The sequence below is a fragment of the Bradyrhizobium sp. GCM10028915 genome (assembly GCF_042666195.1).
Taxonomy (GTDB): Bacteria; Pseudomonadota; Alphaproteobacteria; order Rhizobiales; family Xanthobacteraceae; genus Bradyrhizobium; species Bradyrhizobium canariense_D.
In genome coordinates, this window is the sequence record NZ_JBHTFN010000044.1 from 79,132 (window position 1) to 95,440 (window position 16,309).

The 16,309-nt window shown below is 64.3% G+C and carries 14 protein-coding genes; 10 read left to right on the top strand and 4 right to left on the bottom strand.

Translation table 11 applies throughout. The features are described 5' to 3' along the window. Positions 1 to 297 precede the first annotated feature (297 nt). The gene (locus ACFQX9_RS20410) at positions 298 to 1,260 is read left to right on the top strand and encodes a catechol 2,3-dioxygenase (protein ID WP_085362188.1); all 963 of its coding nucleotides are present in this window, start codon (positions 298 to 300) and stop codon (positions 1,258 to 1,260) included. A 3-nt stretch (positions 1,261 to 1,263) separates the two neighbouring features. Here ACFQX9_RS20410 and ACFQX9_RS20415 read toward each other — a convergent pair whose 3' ends face one another. Then, positions 1,264 to 4,794, bottom strand: a complete 3,531-nt coding sequence (locus ACFQX9_RS20415; protein ID WP_377790233.1) for a molybdopterin cofactor-binding domain-containing protein — start codon at positions 4,792 to 4,794, stop codon at positions 1,264 to 1,266. Then, complete coding sequence (locus ACFQX9_RS20420) at positions 4,794 to 5,276, bottom strand: (2Fe-2S)-binding protein (protein ID WP_085395874.1); 483 nt, start codon at positions 5,274 to 5,276, stop codon at positions 4,794 to 4,796. The genes ACFQX9_RS20415 and ACFQX9_RS20420 overlap by 1 nt, the downstream gene beginning before the upstream one ends. A gap of 281 nt (positions 5,277 to 5,557) precedes the next feature. On the opposite strand from ACFQX9_RS20420, the gene ACFQX9_RS20425 reads away from it, so the two are divergent. The 9 genes from ACFQX9_RS20425 (at position 5,558) to ACFQX9_RS20465 (ending at position 14,192) form a co-directional block, all read left to right on the top strand. Next, a complete protein-coding gene (locus tag ACFQX9_RS20425; RefSeq protein ID WP_162496408.1) occupies positions 5,558 to 7,015 on the top strand; it encodes a 6-hydroxynicotinate reductase in 1,458 nt (485 codons plus the stop codon). Next, positions 7,012 to 7,908 carry a UPF0280 family protein gene (locus ACFQX9_RS20430; protein WP_377790236.1) on the top strand — a complete coding sequence of 299 codons (897 nt, stop codon included), beginning with the start codon at positions 7,012 to 7,014 and terminating at the stop codon, positions 7,906 to 7,908. The genes ACFQX9_RS20425 and ACFQX9_RS20430 overlap by 4 nt, the downstream gene beginning before the upstream one ends. A gap of 27 nt (positions 7,909 to 7,935) precedes the next feature. Continuing rightward, entirely contained in the window at positions 7,936 to 8,520 is a 585-nt protein-coding gene (locus ACFQX9_RS20435; RefSeq protein ID WP_085352760.1) for an amino acid synthesis family protein, read from the top strand. Between the two features lie 24 nt (positions 8,521 to 8,544). Further along, positions 8,545 to 9,747, top strand: a complete 1,203-nt coding sequence (locus ACFQX9_RS20440; protein ID WP_085352761.1) for an ABC transporter substrate-binding protein — start codon at positions 8,545 to 8,547, stop codon at positions 9,745 to 9,747. Between the two features lie 152 nt (positions 9,748 to 9,899). After that, on the top strand, positions 9,900 to 11,789 hold the full coding sequence (locus ACFQX9_RS20445) for an ABC transporter permease (RefSeq protein WP_085352762.1): 1,890 nt from the start codon (positions 9,900 to 9,902) through the stop codon (positions 11,787 to 11,789). Then, positions 11,786 to 12,577, top strand: coding sequence for an ABC transporter ATP-binding protein (locus ACFQX9_RS20450; protein WP_085352763.1), 792 nt, complete (start codon positions 11,786 to 11,788; stop codon positions 12,575 to 12,577). Before ACFQX9_RS20445 ends, ACFQX9_RS20450 begins: the two co-directional genes overlap by 4 nt. Further along, positions 12,574 to 13,278: an ABC transporter ATP-binding protein gene (locus ACFQX9_RS20455; protein ID WP_007592446.1), complete on the top strand. Its 705-nt coding sequence runs from the start codon at positions 12,574 to 12,576 to the stop codon at positions 13,276 to 13,278. Before ACFQX9_RS20450 ends, ACFQX9_RS20455 begins: the two co-directional genes overlap by 4 nt. Before the next feature lie 26 nt (positions 13,279 to 13,304). Further along, positions 13,305 to 13,760, top strand: coding sequence for a MarR family winged helix-turn-helix transcriptional regulator (locus ACFQX9_RS20460; RefSeq protein ID WP_007592445.1), 456 nt, complete (start codon positions 13,305 to 13,307; stop codon positions 13,758 to 13,760). A 42-nt stretch (positions 13,761 to 13,802) separates the two neighbouring features. Further along, positions 13,803 to 14,192 (top strand): hypothetical protein, encoded by a 390-nt coding sequence (locus tag ACFQX9_RS20465; protein ID WP_018459313.1) that lies wholly within the window; start codon positions 13,803 to 13,805, stop codon positions 14,190 to 14,192. 5 nt (positions 14,193 to 14,197) lie between these two features. Here the strand turns inward: ACFQX9_RS20465 and ACFQX9_RS20470 are convergent, their stop codons facing one another. Both ACFQX9_RS20470 and ACFQX9_RS20475 read right to left on the bottom strand, forming a co-directional pair. Beyond that, positions 14,198 to 14,887 (bottom strand): hypothetical protein, encoded by a 690-nt coding sequence (locus tag ACFQX9_RS20470; protein ID WP_085352764.1) that lies wholly within the window; start codon positions 14,885 to 14,887, stop codon positions 14,198 to 14,200. A 108-nt stretch (positions 14,888 to 14,995) separates the two neighbouring features. After that, the gene (locus tag ACFQX9_RS20475) at positions 14,996 to 16,192 is read right to left on the bottom strand and encodes an amidohydrolase family protein (protein ID WP_018459312.1); all 1,197 of its coding nucleotides are present in this window, start codon (positions 16,190 to 16,192) and stop codon (positions 14,996 to 14,998) included. Positions 16,193 to 16,309 lie beyond the last annotated feature (117 nt).

The window sequence follows — 16,309 nt, forward strand, 5'->3', positions numbered from 1 at the left end:
CCTGGCAGTAGCGGCGGAAAATGCTGCTTTTTCCCGGCCGACGGGCGAGAGTGCTTAAGAGAGATTTTACCATTCGGGCAGTCGGTCCGCGGTTCCGGGACGGGTTGGTCATCCCGGATGGCCCGTCATCCGTTCCGGGCGGCGATGTTTGATTTGTTGACGGGACCTAATCATTTGTACATTGGTACAAATAAACCGGCGGCCTTGTGCCGCCCACCGGCGCGTGAGTGGATTGCAGCCTGTGCCAGATCGCGGGATCCGGTCCAGCGGATCGCAAGCCACATCTTGGAGGACACCATGCAGCCCGAACCGATCCTCGATCTCGCTCATCTCGGCCACATGGAGCTGTTGACACCCAAGCCGGACGAGAGCCTGAAATTCTTCGTCGACGTGATGGGTATGACCGTCAGCGGACAAAAGGGCGAGTCGGTCTATTTGCGCGGCTGGGACGATTACGAGCGCTATTCGCTCAAACTGACGGCGTCGAAGACATCGGGCATGGAGCACATGGCGTTACGTGCGCGCAGCCAGCAGGCGCTGGAGCGTCGCGTCGCGGCGCTGAAAGGGTCCGGCTTCGACATCGGCTGGATCGACGGCGACATGGGGCAGGGGCCGACCTTCCGCTGCCGCGATCCCGATGGACACATCGTCGAGCTCTACTACGAGACCGAATGGTATCAGGCGCCGCCCGAGCTGAAGCCCGCACTGAAGAACCAGGCGCAGCGCTTTCCCGCGCGCGGCGTCAATGTCCGCCGCCTCGATCACCTCAATTGCCTCGCCGTGGACATCAAGGCCAACCGGGAGTTCTTCGAGAACTATCTCGGCTGCCGGCTCACCGAGCAGATCGTGCTCAACGACGGCCGCGAAGCGGCGATGTGGCTGACCATGTCGAACAAGAGCTACGATTTCGCCTATTCGCTTGATCATTCCGGCACGCCCGGCCGCTTCCACCACGTCACCTACGCCCTCGACAGCCGCGAGGAGATCCTGCGCGCCGCCGACATCTTCCTGGAGAACGGCATCCACATCGAGACCGGCCCGCATAAGCACGCGATCCAGCAGACCTTCTTCCTCTATGTCTACGAGCCCGGCGGCAACCGCGTCGAAGTCGCCAATGCCGGCGCGCGCCTCATCCTTGCGCCCGACTGGAAGCCGATCGTGTGGACGGAAGAGGAACGCAAGAAGGGGCAGGCGTGGGGCCTCAAGACGATCGAATCGTTTCACACGCACGGCACGCCGCCGGTGCAGCACAAGAAGTAGCGCTCAGCTCGCGGCGGCTCTCACCCGCGCAATCGTCTCCTTCACACCGATCCATGCTGGCCTGTCCGGTGCGAACTGCTTGCGCAGGAAGGTGACCAGTTCCTCGACCTGCGCATCGCTCATGCTGTTCTTGAAGGCCGGCATATAGCCAAGATCGCTCGACACCGGCTCGGCGATGCCGTGCAGGATGATTTGCACGAGATTGTCCGATGTGGCGCTGTGCAGGTTGCTGTTGAGGGCGAGCGAGGGGCGGCTGCCGAACAGCGCCAGGCCGCCGACCTCGTGGCAGACGGCGCAGGCGCCCTGATAGAGGCGCGCGCCGGTTGAGGACGCCATCGTGACTTGCGTTGAAGCTTCTAGCTTCAGAGCGATCGCATCCTGCGCTTTCCTATCGGTCGCGGTGCCATTGAACGAGTTGAGATAGACGGCCATGGCGCGGATGTCCTGGTCGGGCAGGGCCGCCAGATCCCTGACGATCGGCGCCATCGGCCCAGCGGCGACGCCATGATATCGCGAGTGGCCCGTGCGCAAATAGGCGAAAAGCTCGTCTTCGTTCCACGGGATCGGCGCTTGCGACAGCGACGTCAGCGGCGGCGCCTCCCAGCCCTCGGCAAAACCGCCGGCGAGATAGGCGTCACGCTGCTCGGCGCCGAGCGTGTTGCGCGGCGAATGGCAGGCGGTGCAATGGCCGAGACCTTCGACGAGATAAGCGCCTCGATTCCAGACCTCGGATTTGGTGGGATCAGGCTTGAACTCTCGCGTCTGGTGGAACAGCGCGTTCCATCCGGCAAGTAGCGGGCGGAGATTGAACGGAAAGGCGAGCGTATTCGCAGGCTGCGTCGCGCGCACCGCAGGCTGTGCCATTAGATAGGCATAAAGCGCCTGCATGTCGGCATCGCCAGTCTTCGAAAAGTGCGTGTAGGGGAAGGCGGGATAGAGTTGCCGTCCGTCGCGATGCAGCCCGTCGCGCATCGCGCGCTCGAATGCGGGATAGGACCAGGCGCCGATGCCGGTCTCGACGTCGGGCGTGATGTTGGTCGCGTAGATCGTGCCGAACGGCGTCTCCAGCGCGCGGCCACCGGCGTTGAGCGCACCGCCGATCATGGTGTGGCACTCCGCGCAATTGCCGAGTGCGGCCAGTTGTTGCCCGCGCGCGATCGTCGCTGCGGAATAGACCGATGGGTCTGGCCGCGCGATCGGTGCGATGGCGCGGCCGGGCAAAACAGCCGCACCGATGCCAATCGCCGCGGTGCAGACGGCCGCGACCGTCGCGAAGATGCCGGCGCGTTTGGCGAATGGATTCTCCCAGATACGGGATGGTTGTGGCGCAGCGGGAGCGGGCAGCGCCTGCGGCGTGGCCGGCCCGCCGCTGTGCAATCCATTCAGGATGCGCTCGGGCGTGAACGGCGGCTCGCGAAATCGCACGCCGGTGGCATCGAAGATCGCGTTCGCAATCGCAGCCGCACTCGGGACCGAGGCGGATTCGCCGACGCCGAGCGGCGGCTGGTCCGGCCGCGGCAGCAACAACACGTCGATCTTGGGCACGTCAGGGAAGGGGATGATCGGATAGGCGCCCCATTCCCGCGCCGCGACTGCGCCGCGCTCGAACGAGACCTCCTCCATCAGTGCGCGGCTGGTTGACTGGATGACGTTGCCATGGATCTGGTGGCGCACACCGTCCGGGTTGATCATCAATCCGGAGTCCTGCCCAGCAACCACGCGCGTCACGCTGACCTCGCCGGTCGACTTGTTCACGGCAACGTCGGTGACCCAGGCCGACCAAGCCGCGCCATAGCCGGGGAATTTGCTGTGGACGTAGAGCGCATAGGCAAAGCCGCGCCCATGCACGATCTCGCCGTCTTTCTCTTCGCGCACCGGCCGCGGCGTCCAGCCCGCCCGCTCGGCGACCGCATGGACGAGATCGACCGCGCGCTGGTCCTTCAGGTAACGCAGGCGATATTCGATCGGATCGACGCCGGCCTCGGTTGCGGCCTCGTCGATATAGGATTCATGCGCAAAGGTGTTGGGCAGGGCCGAGACGCCGCGAAACCAGGACGCGCGCACGATCGGCGCCATGTCGTGGGCTACGACGCGCATGTGGCCGTAATCGTAAGGCGGGATCGCGGTGCGGTCGCCCATCTGGAGGACGTCCGGCCTCGGCGATATCCGTCCCGTCAGCAACAGCGCCAACGTCGGCGCGGCATTCGACGGATAGCGCGTAGCGAGATCGTAGGCAGCGACGTCGCCCGCCGCATCCAGACCGCCATTGACGTCGATGAGCTGCGCGGCGCCTTTGGGCTCCCAGGCGTGTTCCTGCTCGCGCGTCAGCTGTACGCGCACGGGCCGGCCGACCGCGCGCGAGAGCAACAAAGCGTCCGCGGTGACATCGTCGGCGCAGTTGCGGCCGTAGCATCCGGCGGCCTCCAACCTGATGACCTCGATCTCGCTCTCGGGACGCTCGATCAGCAGTGACAGGTCTGCGCGCAGCACGTGCGGGTTCTGCGTGCCCGACCAGACACGGATGTTGCCGTCCTGGAAGTCGGCGACCGCGCAGGACGGGCCGATCGAGGCATGCATCTGATATGGCCAGACGTAAGTGCGCCGCATCGGCTTGGCCGCACCGGCAATGGCAGCATCGACGTCGCCCTTGTCGATCAGCGTGCGCGGCGTCGATGGATTGGCGCGCAGCGCGGTCTCGACGTCGGCGAGATCGGTCAGATCCGGCGTCGGTCGCCAGCTCACCGCAAGCTGCTCCGCCGCGCGGATCGCGTTCTCCTCGCGCTCCGCGACGATTCCGACGAAATCGCCGATGCGTACGACGGCCATGATGCCGGGAATGTCGCGCACCGAGGATTCATCGACCGAAATCAGGCTGGTGCCGACGAACGGGCCGGCGTCGACGCCGGCATAGGGCGGACGCACCACGCGGCCGTGCAGCATGCCCGGCATACGGATGTCGTGCACGAACGTCAGCTCGCCCGTGGCCTTGGCGGGCAGGTCGACGCGTGGCATCGATTGGCCGACAATGGCGTAATCGCCGACCGGCTTGACGGCGACGTCGTCGGCAAGCTCGAGACGAATGGTCTCTCCGCCGATCAACTCGCCATAGCTGACGCTGCGATTGTCGTGCCCGCGCACGAGGCCGTCTTCGATCCTGAGATCGGCTGCCGGCAGCTCCAGGCGCTCGGCCGCACGTGCGATCAGGAAGTGACGCGCCTGCGCGGCGGCTTTGCGCAGGGGAACGGCAGTGATCTGAATGGTCTCGCTTGCGATCGTGGCGCCCTGGTTCGGCACCGTTGCGGTGTCGCCGAGCACCACGACGAGGCGGGCAAAGGAGACGTCGAGCTCTTCAGCCACGATCTGGCCAAGCGCCGTGCGGATGCCGGTGCCGAGATCGACATGACCATTGTAGGCTGTGACCGAACCGTCCGCGGTGATGCGGACGAAGGTCTCGGATGTGCACTCGTCCACCGTGCGGACGACGACGAGCGAGCCGGATTGCAGCTCAGCTCCGTTCGGATGCGGGGAGGCCATCAATCACCGGCCTCGGCAAGCTGACCAGACGCACGCATCACGGCGCGCAGGATTTCGATATGCGTGCCGCAGCGACAGAGATTGTAGCGCAGCGCCGCCAGCGCCTCCTGTTCGGTGGGCTGAGGGTTGATCGCAAGCAGCGCCTTGGTCGTCATGATCATGCCGTTGAGGCAATAGCCGCATTGCGCGGCCTGCTCGTCGATGAAGGCCTGCTGCACCACATCCGGCTCGGCGCGGGTGCCGAGCCCCTCGAGCGTCACGATGTCGCGGCCGGCGCAGCCACTGATCGGAATGACGCAGGAGCGCGCCGCAGCGCCACCGATCAGGACAGTGCAGGTGCCGCATTCACCGAGGCCGCAACCGTATTTCGGACCGTTGAGCGCGAGATCGTTGCGCAGCACGTAGAGCAGCGGCGTGTCTCGCGCCGCAGTGATCTCGTGGATTCTGCCGTTCACGGTGATGCGGATCGGTGTCTGCGTCATCCTCGTTCCCAAGTCGAGTCGTTGAGCGCCGCGGCCAAGGCTTCGCGAATTCCAAGTCCGCGCAAAATCTACGTTGCGACGATACCGTTTGTACACAAACGTGCAAGCCAGACATGCCGCAGTGCAGCGCGAGTGCCTTCTTTGTGGACAGGGCGGATAGGCAAATGAGGTTTTATGCGGCAGGCGTATGTTTTGCGCCGCACCGCCGCTTGACAGTCATCGGGAGGGCGCGCAACATCGTTCGTGTACAAATGATAACTGCACTGTCGGCTGGCTTTGACATGGTGACTGAACCTACGAGCGCCGCCATCGACAAGATCCGCTGCGATGCGTGTCCGGTGATGTGCTACATCAAGCCGGGCGCGGCGGGCGCCTGCGACCGCTATGCCAATCACGAGGGCAAGCTCGTCCGCGTCGATCCGCATGTGATCCTGGAGCGCACCGTGTCGCATGGCGGCAAGCTCGTTCCGTTCAGCCGCACCGAAGATTGGGACGGCAAGATCGTCCACGAGCCTTCCACCTTTGTAACGGCGATCGGCGCGGGGACCACCTATCCCGACTACAAGCCGGCGCCGTTCATCGTCTCGGCGGAGGTCGATGGCGTCGACATGGTGACTGTCGTCACCGAGGGCATCTTCTCGTACTGCGGCATCAAGGTGAAGATCGACACCGACCGTTATCTCGGGCCGGAGACGGCGACCGTCCGTGCACAAGGCGAGGCGGTCGGTCATGTCACCACCAGCGAATACGGTTCGCAGATGCTGTCGCTCGGCGGCGTGCACCATCTGACCGGCGGCTCCAAGAAGGAAGGCCGCGTCACCTGCGACACGCTGATGGACCTCGCAAATTGCAAGGCGGTCGAACTCACCATCGACGGAGGCGCGAGCGTGGTGGTGCAGGCCGGCCAGCCGCCGATCGTCAACGGCATGAAAGAAGAGCGCATGCGCGTCGGCTGCGGCTCGGCGACCATCGGCATGTTCGCCAAGCAATGGCACGGCAAGGTCGACGAGGTCGTCGTGGTCGACGACCATATCACCGGCGTGCTCTCGGAGCACCAGGCCGGCAAGCTGCTCGACATCGCCGATACCGGCATCAAGATGAATGGGCGCCGCTCGACGCCCGGCCGCTATTTCCAGGTCGCCGATCCCGGCACGGGTTGGGGCGGCACCAATATCTCCGATCCGCTCGCAATCCTGGGACCGTTCGACGCGAAGGAGGCCAAGCCTGGCCTCTCGATGCTGATGGTCTCCACGACGGGCGAGCATTCGTCCTATTACGTGCTCGACGAAGCCTTGAAGCCGGTCGAGACCGAGATGCCGGAGGACCTCAAGTTTTCGGTCGAGCGCATTCAGGAGAATTGCGAACCGGCGCTGTGTACGGTGCTGTTCATGGCGGGCGCCGGTGGTTCCTTGCGGGCGGGCGTGACCGACAATCCGGTGCGGCTGACGCGCTCGGTGAAGGACGCGCTGACGCGCGTCACCAGTGGCGGCGCGCCGGTCTATGTCTGGCCGGGCGGCGGCATCACCTACATGGTCGACGTGACGCAGATGCCGGCGGGGGCATTCGGTTACGTGCCGACGCCCGCGCTGGTGGCGCCGATCGAATTCACGATGAAGCTGTCGGACTATGCGGCGCTCGGCGGGCACATGGATTATGTGAAGCCGCTCGCCGAAGTTCAGGGCGGCGACGATGTCCGCCAATTGCCCTGGCAGAACCCGATCCCGGGACCCCGGGCATGACAAGGCTCCCGCAAATCGCGTTGCTGTCTGACGGCCGGCGGCTGCATTTGCAGGATGGACCGATTGACCTGATCGTCGAGGCGAGGGGGGCGGCCGACGCAGTGCGCGAGGCCTATAAGGCTGCGGCCGAACGGTTCACCGGGCTTCTCGACGAGCTCTGCGCGGAACTGCCGGAACTGCGGACCGCTGTCGAGGAGCGGACCTCGTTGAGAGGCGTTGTGGCGCGTCGCATGCACGCCGCGGTGGCGCCCTATGCCGGTGATGGCTTCATCACGCCGATGGCCGCTGTGGCCGGCAGCGTGGCGGAGGAGGTGTTGGGCGCAATGCTGAACGCTGCGGCGCTCGATCGGGCCTATGTCAACAATGGCGGAGACATTGCCCTGCATCTCGGCGAGGGCGAGCATTTTTCGGTCGGCCTGATGGACCGGCCCGATCGCGACGGCGTGATGCGGACAATCAGGGTGGACGCCGATGATCCCGTGCGTGGCATTGCGACCAGCGGACGGCACGGCCGCAGCTTTTCCCTCGGGATTGCCGATGCGGTGACCGTGCTGGCCGGAACGGCGTCGCAAGCCGACGCGGCCGCGACGATCGTTGCGAACGCCGTCGATCTGCCGGGGCATCCCGCCATCATCCGAAAACCTGCGAACGAACTTCAGCCCGACAGCGATCTTGGCGCGCGGCTCGTGACCCGCAACGTTGGTGGATTGTCGCAGAACGAGATCACCACCGCGCTCGAATCTGGCGCGGAATGTGCACGGCAATTATTCGATCGCGGATTGATCGAGGGTGCCGTGTTGCAGCTTTGTGGTGATATGATTGTCATCGGGACCAAGGATATTGAACGGCAACGATCGCGCCCGCTTGTACAAGAGAACGCGGTCCATGCCTGAACTGGGAAGCGGTTTGAGGAAACAATCATGAGCGCGATCATCCGCAAGATCGTCACCGTCGTCGAAGAGACGCAGATGGAGATGGGCCGCCAGGTCTCACCGCCGACGCGGCGTGCGGCGGCGATCGCCGTGATCGAGAATCCGTTTGCTGGAAAGTATGTCGAGGATCTCTCGCCGCTGATCGCGATTGGCGAGGAGCTCGGCGAGCTGCTCTCGAAGCGCGCGGTGGCGGCGCTCGGCATCGACGGGTCCAAGGCGCAGAGCTATGGCAAGGCCGCGGCCGTCGGCGAGAATGGCGAGCTGGAGCATGCAGCCGCCATCCTTCACCCGAAAATGGGCGCGCCGGTGCGTAAAGTGCTGGGCAAAGGCGCTGCGCTGATCCCGTCGTCGAAGAAGCGCAGTGGACCCGGCACGACGCTGGACGTTCCGCTGGGCCACAAGGATGCAGCCTTCGTGCGCAGTCATTTCGATGGCATGGAAGTGCAGATCAACGACGCGCCGCGCGCCAACGAGATCATGGTCGCGGTCGCCGTCACCGACAGTGGCCGTCCTTTGCCGCGCGTCGGCGGGCTGACCGTTGCGGAGATCAAGGGCGAAGACGGACTGCGTTAATCTTTTCAGAAAGTGGAGGTTGGGATGCGAGCAAAGAACTATTTTGTCGGGGCGGCGTTCGCGCTGTTGGCAAGCGGCATGGCTCATTCGGCCCTTGCGCAGGACATCAAGATCGGCGAGATCAACAGCTACTCGCTGCTGCCGGCGTTCACTGAGCCCTATCGCAAGGGCTGGCAGCTCGCGGTCGAAGAGATCAATGCGGCCGGCGGCATCAACGGCAAGAAGCTCATCGTCGTCTCCAAGGACGATGGTGGCAAGCCGGCAGATGCGCAGACCGCGGCCAACGAGCTGGTGTCGAGCGAGGGCGTGGCGATGCTGACGGGTACGTTCCTGTCGAACATCGGTCTTGCGGTCAGCGACTTCGCCAACCAGAAGAAGGTGTTCTTTCTGGCGGCCGAGCCTCTGACGGACGCCATCACCTGGTCGAAAGGCAACAAGTACACGTTCCGACTGCGTCCTTCGAACTACATGCAGGCCGCGATGCTGGTGGAAGCGGCCAGCAAGCTGCCCGCAAAGCGCTGGGCGACGATCGCGCCGAACTATGAATACGGCCAGTCCGCGGTCGCGGTGTTCAAGAAGCTGATGTCGGAGAAGCGGCCCGACATCCAGTGGGTCGATGAGCAGTGGCCGCCGCAGGGCAAGATCGACGCCGGTCCGGTAGTGCAGGCGGTTGCCGCGGCCAATCCCGAAGCGATCCTCAACGTCACCTTCGGCGCCGATCTCGTCAAGCTCGTGCGCGAAGGCAACACCCGCGGCCTGTTCAAGGGACGCGAGGTCGTCTCCTTCCTCACCGGTGAGCCGGAATATCTCGATCCACTCAAGGAGGAGACACCCGAGGGTTGGATCGTCACCGGCTATCCCTGGTACTCGATCAAGACGCCCGAGCACGACGCGTTCCTGAAGGCCTATCAGGCCAAGTACAACGACTATCCGCGCCTCGGCTCGATCGTTGGCTACCAGACCATCAAGTCGGCGGCGGCGATCCTGGCGAAGGCCAATTCGACCGATCCGGAGAAGCTGATCACTGCGGCGGAAGGACTTTCGATGCCGTCGCCGCTGGGCGAGATCACCTTCCGCAAGATCGATCACCAGTCGACGCTCGGTGCCTATGTCGGCAAGACCGCGCTGAAGGAAGGTAAGGGCGTGATGGTGGACTCGTCTTACAAGAAGGGCGCGGACTATCTACCAAGCGATGCCGAAGTCGAGAAGCTGCGTCCGAAGGATTGATCCAAAGTGAGACCGGGGCCTCGTGGTTCGAGACGCGCGGCGCAGCCGCGCTCCTCACCATGAGGGTCCCGGACCTCATCCTGAGGAGGCGCGTAGCGCCGTCTCGAAGGATGAAGCCTAATATTGCGACTTACGCTTAACCCGGACCGCAGATGGCCTTTTACGTCGTACAGTTTCTGACCGGTCTCGCCAGCGCAGCGTCGCTTTTCCTGGTGGCGTCGGGCCTGTCGATCATCTTTGGCGTGACGCGGATCGTGAATTTTGCGCATGGCGCCTTTTACATGATCGGCGCCTATGTCGCCTTCACGCTGACGGAGCGCCTGTCAGGTGCATTCGGCTTCTGGGGCGGCATCGTGGTGGCGGCGTTCGCGGTGGCGCTGATCGGCGTCATCGTCGAGATGGTGCTGCTCCGGCGCATCTATCACGCGCCCGAGCTGTTCCAGCTGCTTGCGACCTTCGGCCTGACCTTGATGGTCGAGGACCTCGTCGTCCTGATCTGGGGCCCAGACGATCTCGTGGGGCGCCGTGCGCCCGGCTTCAAGGGGGCGATCGACTTCTTCGGCCAGAACATTCCGAGCTATGATCTGTTTCTGATCGTGCTCGGACCGGTCGTGCTCGGCATTCTCTGGCTCTTGTTCCAGCGCACGCGCTGGGGCGTTCTGGTGCGCGCAGCGACGCAGGACCGCGACATGGTCGCGGCGCTGGGCGTCAATCAGAAATGGTTGTTCACGAGCGTGTTTGCGGTCGGCGTTTTCCTCGCCGCTCTCGGCGGTGCGCTCCAGATCCCACGCGATGCCGTGCATCATGCGATGGATTTGCGCATCATCGTCGAGGTCTTCGTCGTCGTGGTGATCGGAGGCCTCGGTAGCATCATCGGCGCTTTCGTCGCGGCTGTGCTGGTCTCCGAGCTCAACGCCTTCGGCATCCTGATCTTTCCAAAAATTTCTATCATCCTGGTCTTCCTGGTGATGGCGGTGGTGCTGATCGTGCGGCCCTGGGGCTTGTTCGGCAGGCCCGAGGCGCCGGCCCGCAAGACGCCGGGTCTCACCGTCAATCCCTGGCGACCGCTGACGTCGAATGAGCGGTTGGCTGCGTTTGCAGCGCTCGTCGTTGCGGCGACACTACCGCTGTTCGCCGGCAATTATGCACTGACCGTCGGCTCGGAGATCGCGATCTCAGTGATCTTCGCCGTCAGCCTGCACTTCCTGATGTCGGTCGGCGGGCTCGCGTCCTTTGGTCACGCCGCCTATTTCGGCCTCGGCGCTTACGGCGTCGCTTTCCTCGCCAAGATGGCCGGACTGCCGATGATCGTCTGCCTGTTGCTCGGTCCGCTGCTCGGCTGCATGGGCGCTGCCGTGTTCGGCTTCTTCGCGGTGCAGCTCTCCGGCGTCTATTTTGCGATGCTGACGCTCGCCTTCGCGCAGATCGTCTGGTCGATCGCGTTCCAGTGGGTGAGCGTCACCGGTGGCGACAACGGCATCCTGGGCGTCTGGCCCTCGAGCTGGGCGGCGAGCCCATCGCATTTCTATTGGCTGTCGCTCGGTGTTGCGGCGCTCGTGACGATCGCTTTGCGGGCCATGGTGTTCTCGCCGTTCGGCTATGCGCTGAGGGCGACGCGCGACTCGCTGCTGCGCAGCGAAGCGGTCGGCATCAACACCAAGCGTATCCAGTGGACCGCCTTCGTGATCGCGGGCACGACCGCGGGCATTGGCGGCGCGCTGTTCGCCTACCTCAAGGGCAGCGTCTTTCCGGACAATCTCGGCATCTCGCTCTCGGTCGACGCCCTTGTCATGGTGCTGCTCGGCGGCGTCGAGACGGTGTCGGGCGCGGTGATCGGCGCCATCGTCTACAAGGCCTTGAACATCTGGCTGGTCAGTCAGACCGACCTGTCAAAACTCGTGCTCGGCGGTTTCATCGTTCTGATCGTCGTCGTCTTCCCCAAGGGCATCGTCGGCATGCTGGAGATGCTAGCGCAGCGCCGCAGGAAGACATCGCCGCCGGGGTCACCCTTGCTTGCCAAGCCGATCGAGTCCGCCGAATGAGCGTCGCGCCCCCACTTCTCGCGGTCGAAGGACTGACCAAATCCTATGGCGGCGTCCATGCCGTGCGCGGCGTCTCGTTCTCGCTGCGCGCCGGTGAAATCCTGGCGCTGATCGGACCGAACGGCGCGGGCAAGAGCACCTGTTTCGACATGCTCAATGGCCAGAACAAGCCTGATACCGGCCACGTCCGCCTGCTCGGCGAGGACACAACCGGCAGGAAGCCGCGCGAGATCTGGCGGATGGGCGTGGGGCGCACTTTCCAGATCACCGCGACTTTCGCGACCATGACGGTGCGCGAGAACGTGCAGGTCGCGCTGATTTCGCACGGCAAGCAATTGTACAATCTTTGGGGCTCGGCGCCGAACTTCGACCGCGGCGAAGCCGGGCGACTGCTCGAGCTGGTCGGCATGGGCGGCTATGCGGATCGCCCCTGTGGCGAGCTTGCCTACGGCGACCTCAAGCGGCTTGAGCTCGCCGTCGCGCTCGCCAACCAGCCAAAGCTGCTGCTGATGGACGAGCCGACCGCCGGCATGGCGCCGCGCGAGCGCGTCGATTTGATGCGGCTGACCGCGCAGATCGCTCGGGAAAAATCGATCGGCGTTCTCTTCACCGAGCACGACATGGACGTGGTGTTCGAGCACGCCGACCGCATCATCGTGCTCAACCGCGGCACGCTGATCGCCGAGGGCTCGCCGGCCGAGGTCCGGGGCAATCCGCAGGTGCAGGCGGTCTACCTCGGCGAGGGCCTCCTCTACGATGCCGGGCCTCGCGAGGGAGCATCGGCATGAAGCTCACGGTGCAGGACCTCAATAGTCATTACGGCCCGGCCCATATCCTGTTCGACATCGGCTTCGAAGTCGGCGAGGGGGAAGTCGTGGCATTGCTCGGCCGCAATGGCGCCGGCAAGTCGACGACGTTTCGCTCGATCGTCGGGCTCGTCGCGCAGCGCTCAGGACGGATCATGTTCGAAGGCAAGGATGTCTCGGCGCGTCCGACACATGAGATCGTGCGGGATGGGCTTGGTTACGTGCCGGAGGAGCGGCGTATCTTCACCGATTTGACGGTGGAAGAGAATCTCGAGGTCGGCCGCCAGCCGAAGCGCCCGAACGCGCCGCACTGGACTCGCGACAAGCTGTTTTCGCTGTTCCCTAACCTCGGCGAGATGAAAAATCGCCCGGGCGGCCGCATGAGCGGCGGCGAGCAGCAGATGCTCACCATCGCGCGCACGCTGATGGGCAATCCATCGCTGGTGCTGCTGGATGAGCCCTCGGAAGGCCTGTCGCCGAAAATCGTGGAGCAGATGGTCGAGGCCATCCTGACCATGAAGAAGGAGGGCGTCAGCATCGTCGTCTCCGAGCAGAATCTGCATTTTGCGCGGCTGATCTCCGATCGCGCCTATATCATCGAGCGCGGCCGCATCTGCTTCGGCGGCACCATGGCCGAGCTCGACGCGCGTCCGGATATCCGCGACGCGCATCTGTCGTTGTGAAGGCAAAGGGCAAGGGCATCGAGCGGATGGCGAGAAGCGTCGCGGCGAAGAAAAGCGTCAAACCGGCAAAGCCGCCTTATGTGCTCGACGAGCAGGTCGGCTTCATCCTTCGCCAGGTCTGGCAGCGCCACAGCGCGATCTTCTCTCGCGAGATCGGCACCAACATTACGCCGACGCAATGGGCGGCGCTGTCGAAGCTCGCCGAGGCCGGGCCATGCTCGCAGAACCAGCTCGGGCGCCTGACGGCGATGGACGTGGCGACCATCAAGGGCGTGATCGATCGGTTGACGGCGCGCGGCCTCACCGAGACCAGCCAGGATCCGGAGGATGGACGGCGGCTTCTGGTCAGCCTGACGCGCGCGGGCCAGCAATTGGCGGAAAAGGTCGCGCCGAATGCGCTTGCGATCACACGAGAGACGCTGGCGCCGCTCGAGGCAAAGGAGCGCGAGATGCTGATGGCGCTGTTGAACAAGCTGCGGTGAGGCGCGACTAACCTCGGTGAAGGTCTTGTCGAGGTTTTTGACATGAGAGCGGCGACCCGGTTTGCTATGGCTCTGAGCATGAGTGTGATGCTGGCGGGCCAGTCTGCTCCCGCCCTGGCGGCGCAAGCCTATGAGGGGTTCTGGGCGTCAACCAAAAAGGATTGCCGCGACGAGGACAGCGCCAACCGCATGAGCATCGAGGGCGGCAACCGTCTCTATTGGTACGAGACCCGGTGCCGCGCCAGCGAGATCACTGCCGACGGGAAGCTCGCCTGGAAAATGAAGCTCGCCTGCGAAGGCGAGGGTGAGAAGTATCGCTCCAGTCCCCGGGTTTCCATTGCCGCGGACGGCAAGCTGGTGATGGACAACAGCCCGGTCGGGCCGGGCAAGCGCCAGACCTATGTGCGTTGTGAGATAGCGAAACCGCGGTGATCCTGCTACGTCTTCCCCGGCCATTTTGCGCGATAGCGGATTTCGCTGCCATCGGCGAGCCGCCGCCACGTTCCGAACTCCGGCGTATGCGGAGCCGAGGCCGTCAATCCGATCGGGTAGATTCGGCTGGGCTGTCCCTGGATGTTGACGGCGAGTTGCCGGTGCGAGGTTCGGAACGCCAGTTCGACTTCGCCTGCGATGACGGGCTGATCGCCGTCACTATGGAAGCCAGCTGCGTTCAATTCGCCCGGCATGGTGTTGAGGTCCGTCTGCAATTCGATGGTGATATCTTGCGGTGATTTCGGCACTGTTGCGCCGGCCGGAAGGCGAACCTCGAAGACGAGCAGAGGAGTGGCGCCGTTTCGGTTGAGCCAGGGCGTGGCCGTCATGTACGCGACGCCCAGGTAGGTGGCGGCGGCGGCCACGCAAAGCAGGACCACGACACCAAGCGATTTCAGGCTGTTGCGCGCGAGACCGCTATTGCCTGCATCCGTGCCGGAACGCGTCACCAGCCAGCTGGCAAGCACCACGCCAGCGATCGCTCCGATGGGTGAGTAGACGAACAGTGCCAACAGGCCAGACGTGATCGGGTCCGCCCGGTTGCCCAGATCGAGCACTGAAAACAGCACAAAGGTCGCGACATAACCTCCGACCGCACCGGCTACACCGGCGGCAATCCGCGACGAATTCTTCATGTCTCCCTCGGCGTTCCAGCAATGAACTGCCTGCGTTAGACGCAGCAGGCCGACGACTTGTTCAATGCTGTCAAGGGAGCACGGGAGCGGCGAGCCGCTCCGGCTGCGTCACTTCGCCACCACCTCGGGCACCCTGCCGGCCGGCGGGGTGTTGCGGCTGCGCTGGGTGCGCACGATACCGTCAATGATGGTCATGCCGATGCCGGGGAGGTCGCCGAGTTGGACGCTGTCCAAAATGTTCTTGCCGGCCGAGTGCTGCGCCTTGTCCATGATGACGAAATCGGCCGAGCGGCCCACTTCGATCAGGCCGCAATCCAATTCGCGCATCCGCGCCGTGTTGCCGGTGGCCAGGCAAAACGCGACCTCGGCCGGGAGGTCGCCAAGCGAGGACAGCATCGACACCATGCGGAGAATGCCGAGCGGCTGCACGCCGGAGCCGGCCGGCGCATCGGTGCCGAGGATGACGCGGTGCAGATCGCCCATCTCGCGCGCAATGCGCAACGTGAACAGCGCCGAGCGCTCGTTGCCATTGTGAACGAGCTCGAGGCCGCGCTTGCAGCCCTCGCAGATGCAGCGGATCTGGTCGTCGGGAAGCGCGGTGTGACCGCCATTGATGTGGCCAACCACGTCGGTGTCTGCCTCAAGCACCACATCCTTGTCGATCAATCCGGAGCCGGGGATCGAAGGACCGCCGGTGTGGATCGTGCTCTGGATGCCATATTTGCGGGCCCAGCCGACCATTTTTCGCGCCGTGGGGCCGTCCTTGACGCCGCCCAGGCCGACTTCGCCGAGCAGCTTGACGCCGGCTGCGGCCAACTCCTTGAAGTCCTCCTCCACCATCTCGCACTCGATCACAGGCGCGCCGGCGTGAACCTTCACGCCGCCAGGCCGCAGATTCCAGAATGCACGCTGCGCGAAGATGGCCATCGCCTTCAACCCCACGACGTCGCGCGGGCGGCCGGGCATATGCACCTCGCCGGCGGAAATCATCGTGGTGACGCCGCCATGCAAATTGCTGTCGATCCAGCCGATCTGGTTCTGGCGCGGCGTCCAGTCGCCCGCAACAGGATGGACATGGCTGTCGATCAGGCCGGGCGCCACCGTGGTGCCGTTGGCCTCGACGATGGTGGTCGCGCCTTCGGTGTTGAGGTCCTTGAAGCGGCCGATCGCGGTGATCTTGCCGTTCTCGGCGACGATGGTGTCGCCGTCCAGGATCGGCTTTTCCAGCGCGCCGGACAGGATCAGGCCGATATTGCGGATCACGAGCTTCGAGGGTCCGGTGGCCTGGGGTGCGTCATGCGCCATGGAATGGGTCCTTGTCCTTAACTGCAACGCTTCCGATCTTGGGCAGCCTTGACCGCGGGATCAAGCCGGATTATTCATTAGTATACAAATGATCGTATACAAACGACGCATAGCTGC

Bases quoted from the DNA above. Each gene is read 5' to 3' on its own strand.
- ACFQX9_RS20410 (WP_085362188.1), top strand. From the start codon at position 298: ATGCAGCCCGAACCGATCCTCGATCTCGCTCATCTCGGCCACATGGAG.
- ACFQX9_RS20415 (WP_377790233.1), bottom strand. From the start codon at position 4,794: ATGGCCTCCCCGCATCCGAACGGAGCTGAGCTGCAATCCGGCTCGCTC.
- ACFQX9_RS20420 (WP_085395874.1), bottom strand. From the start codon at position 5,276: ATGACGCAGACACCGATCCGCATCACCGTGAACGGCAGAATCCACGAG.
- ACFQX9_RS20425 (WP_162496408.1), top strand. From the start codon at position 5,558: ATGGTGACTGAACCTACGAGCGCCGCCATCGACAAGATCCGCTGCGAT.
- ACFQX9_RS20430 (WP_377790236.1), top strand. From the start codon at position 7,012: ATGACAAGGCTCCCGCAAATCGCGTTGCTGTCTGACGGCCGGCGGCTG.
- ACFQX9_RS20435 (WP_085352760.1), top strand. From the start codon at position 7,936: ATGAGCGCGATCATCCGCAAGATCGTCACCGTCGTCGAAGAGACGCAG.
- ACFQX9_RS20440 (WP_085352761.1), top strand. From the start codon at position 8,545: ATGCGAGCAAAGAACTATTTTGTCGGGGCGGCGTTCGCGCTGTTGGCA.
- ACFQX9_RS20445 (WP_085352762.1), top strand. From the start codon at position 9,900: ATGGCCTTTTACGTCGTACAGTTTCTGACCGGTCTCGCCAGCGCAGCG.
- ACFQX9_RS20450 (WP_085352763.1), top strand. From the start codon at position 11,786: ATGAGCGTCGCGCCCCCACTTCTCGCGGTCGAAGGACTGACCAAATCC.
- ACFQX9_RS20455 (WP_007592446.1), top strand. From the start codon at position 12,574: ATGAAGCTCACGGTGCAGGACCTCAATAGTCATTACGGCCCGGCCCAT.
- ACFQX9_RS20460 (WP_007592445.1), top strand. From the start codon at position 13,305: ATGGCGAGAAGCGTCGCGGCGAAGAAAAGCGTCAAACCGGCAAAGCCG.
- ACFQX9_RS20465 (WP_018459313.1), top strand. From the start codon at position 13,803: ATGAGAGCGGCGACCCGGTTTGCTATGGCTCTGAGCATGAGTGTGATG.
- ACFQX9_RS20470 (WP_085352764.1), bottom strand. From the start codon at position 14,887: ATGAAGAATTCGTCGCGGATTGCCGCCGGTGTAGCCGGTGCGGTCGGA.
- ACFQX9_RS20475 (WP_018459312.1), bottom strand. From the start codon at position 16,192: ATGGCGCATGACGCACCCCAGGCCACCGGACCCTCGAAGCTCGTGATC.